General features: G+C 52.0%; 2 tRNA genes and 2 rRNA genes. All 4 read left to right on the top strand.

Features of this window, described 5'->3' with window-relative positions:
* Positions 1-621 (top strand): 16S ribosomal RNA (locus tag FFS60_RS28525); the annotation flags it as partial.
* Between the two features lie 65 nt (positions 622-686).
* Positions 687-763, top strand: a tRNA-Ile gene (locus FFS60_RS28530).
* A 32-nt stretch (positions 764-795) separates the two neighbouring features.
* Positions 796-871, top strand: a tRNA-Ala gene (locus tag FFS60_RS28535).
* A 232-nt stretch (positions 872-1,103) separates the two neighbouring features.
* Positions 1,104-1,821, top strand: a 23S ribosomal RNA gene (locus FFS60_RS28540); the annotation flags it as partial.

Raw genomic sequence — 1,821 nt, forward strand, 5'->3', positions numbered from 1 at the left:
ACGGGGGCCCGCACAAGCGGTGGAGCATGTGGTTTAATTCGAAGCAACGCGAAGAACCTTACCTGGCCTTGACATGCTGAGAACTTTCCAGAGATGGATTGGTGCCTTCGGGAGCTCAGACACAGGTGCTGCATGGCTGTCGTCAGCTCGTGTCGTGAGATGTTGGGTTAAGTCCCGTAACGAGCGCAACCCTTGTCCTTAGTTACCAGCACGTTATGGTGGGCACTCTAAGGAGACTGCCGGTGACAAACCGGAGGAAGGTGGGGATGACGTCAAGTCATCATGGCCCTTACGGCCAGGGCTACACACGTGCTACAATGGTCGGTACAAAGGGTTGCCAAGCCGCGAGGTGGAGCTAATCCCATAAAACCGATCGTAGTCCGGATCGCAGTCTGCAACTCGACTGCGTGAAGTCGGAATCGCTAGTAATCGTGAATCAGAATGTCACGGTGAATACGTTCCCGGGCCTTGTACACACCGCCCGTCACACCATGGGAGTGGGTTGCTCCAGAAGTAGCTAGTCTAACCGCAAGGGGGACGGTTACCACGGAGTGATTCATGACTGGGGTGAAGTCGTAACAAGGTAGCCGTAGGGGAACCTGCGGCTGGATCACCTCCTTAATCGAAGACATCAGCTTCTTCATAAGTTCCCACACGAATTGCTTGATTCAATTGCGAAGGCGATTGGGTCTGTAGCTCAGTTGGTTAGAGCGCACCCCTGATAAGGGTGAGGTCGGCAGTTCGAATCTGCCCAGACCCACCAATTGTCGCGGGGTCGTATGACCGGTTGACATTGGGGCCATAGCTCAGCTGGGAGAGCGCCTGCTTTGCACGCAGGAGGTCAGGAGTTCGATCCTCCTTGGCTCCACCACTCTCAGTTAGGCAGACCAAGAGCTCAGAATTGAGTATCCCGGGTTGGGGTATTGAATTCTGGACTTTGTTTCAGAATCGTTCTTTAAAAATTCGGGTATGTGATAGAAGTGACTTGTTGAGTGTTTCACTGCACTCAATAATTCAAGGTAAAATTTGCGAGTTCAAGCGCGAATTTTCGGCGAATGTCGTCTTCACCCCTATGATCGCAGGCAGATTGCTTGGGGTTATATGGTCAAGTGAAGAAGCGCATACGGTGGATGCCTTGGCAGTCAGAGGCGATGAAAGACGTGGTAGCCTGCGATAAGCTTCGGGGAGTCGGCAAACAGACTTTGATCCGGAGATCTCTGAATGGGGGAACCCACCTAGGATAACCTAGGTATCTTGTACTGAATCCATAGGTGCAAGAGGCGAACCAGGGGAACTGAAACATCTAAGTACCCTGAGGAACAGAAATCAACCGAGATTCCCTTAGTAGTGGCGAGCGAACGGGGATTAGCCCTTAAGCTTCTTGGATTTTAGCGGAACGCTCTGGAAAGTGCGGCCATAGTGGGTGATAGCCCCGTACGCGAAAGGGTCCAGGAAGTGAAATCGAGTAGGACGGAGCACGTGAAACTTTGTCTGAATATGGGGGGACCATCCTCCAAGGCTAAATACTACTGACTGACCGATAGTGAACCAGTACCGTGAGGGAAAGGCGAAAAGAACCCCGGAGAGGGGAGTGAAATAGAACCTGAAACCGTATGCGTACAAGCAGTGGGAGCCTACTTTGTTAGGTGACTGCGTACCTTTTGTATAATGGGTCAGCGACTTATATTCAGTGGCGAGCTTAACCGAATAGGGGAGGCGTAGCGAAAGCGAGTCTTAATAGGGCGTTTAGTCGCTGGGTATAGACCCGAAACCGGGCGATCTATCCATGGGCAGGTTGAAGGTTAGGTAACACTGACTGGA

Source organism: Pseudomonas sp. D(2018), assembly GCF_005502555.1.
Classification (GTDB): domain Bacteria; phylum Pseudomonadota; class Gammaproteobacteria; order Pseudomonadales; family Pseudomonadaceae; genus Metapseudomonas; species Metapseudomonas resinovorans.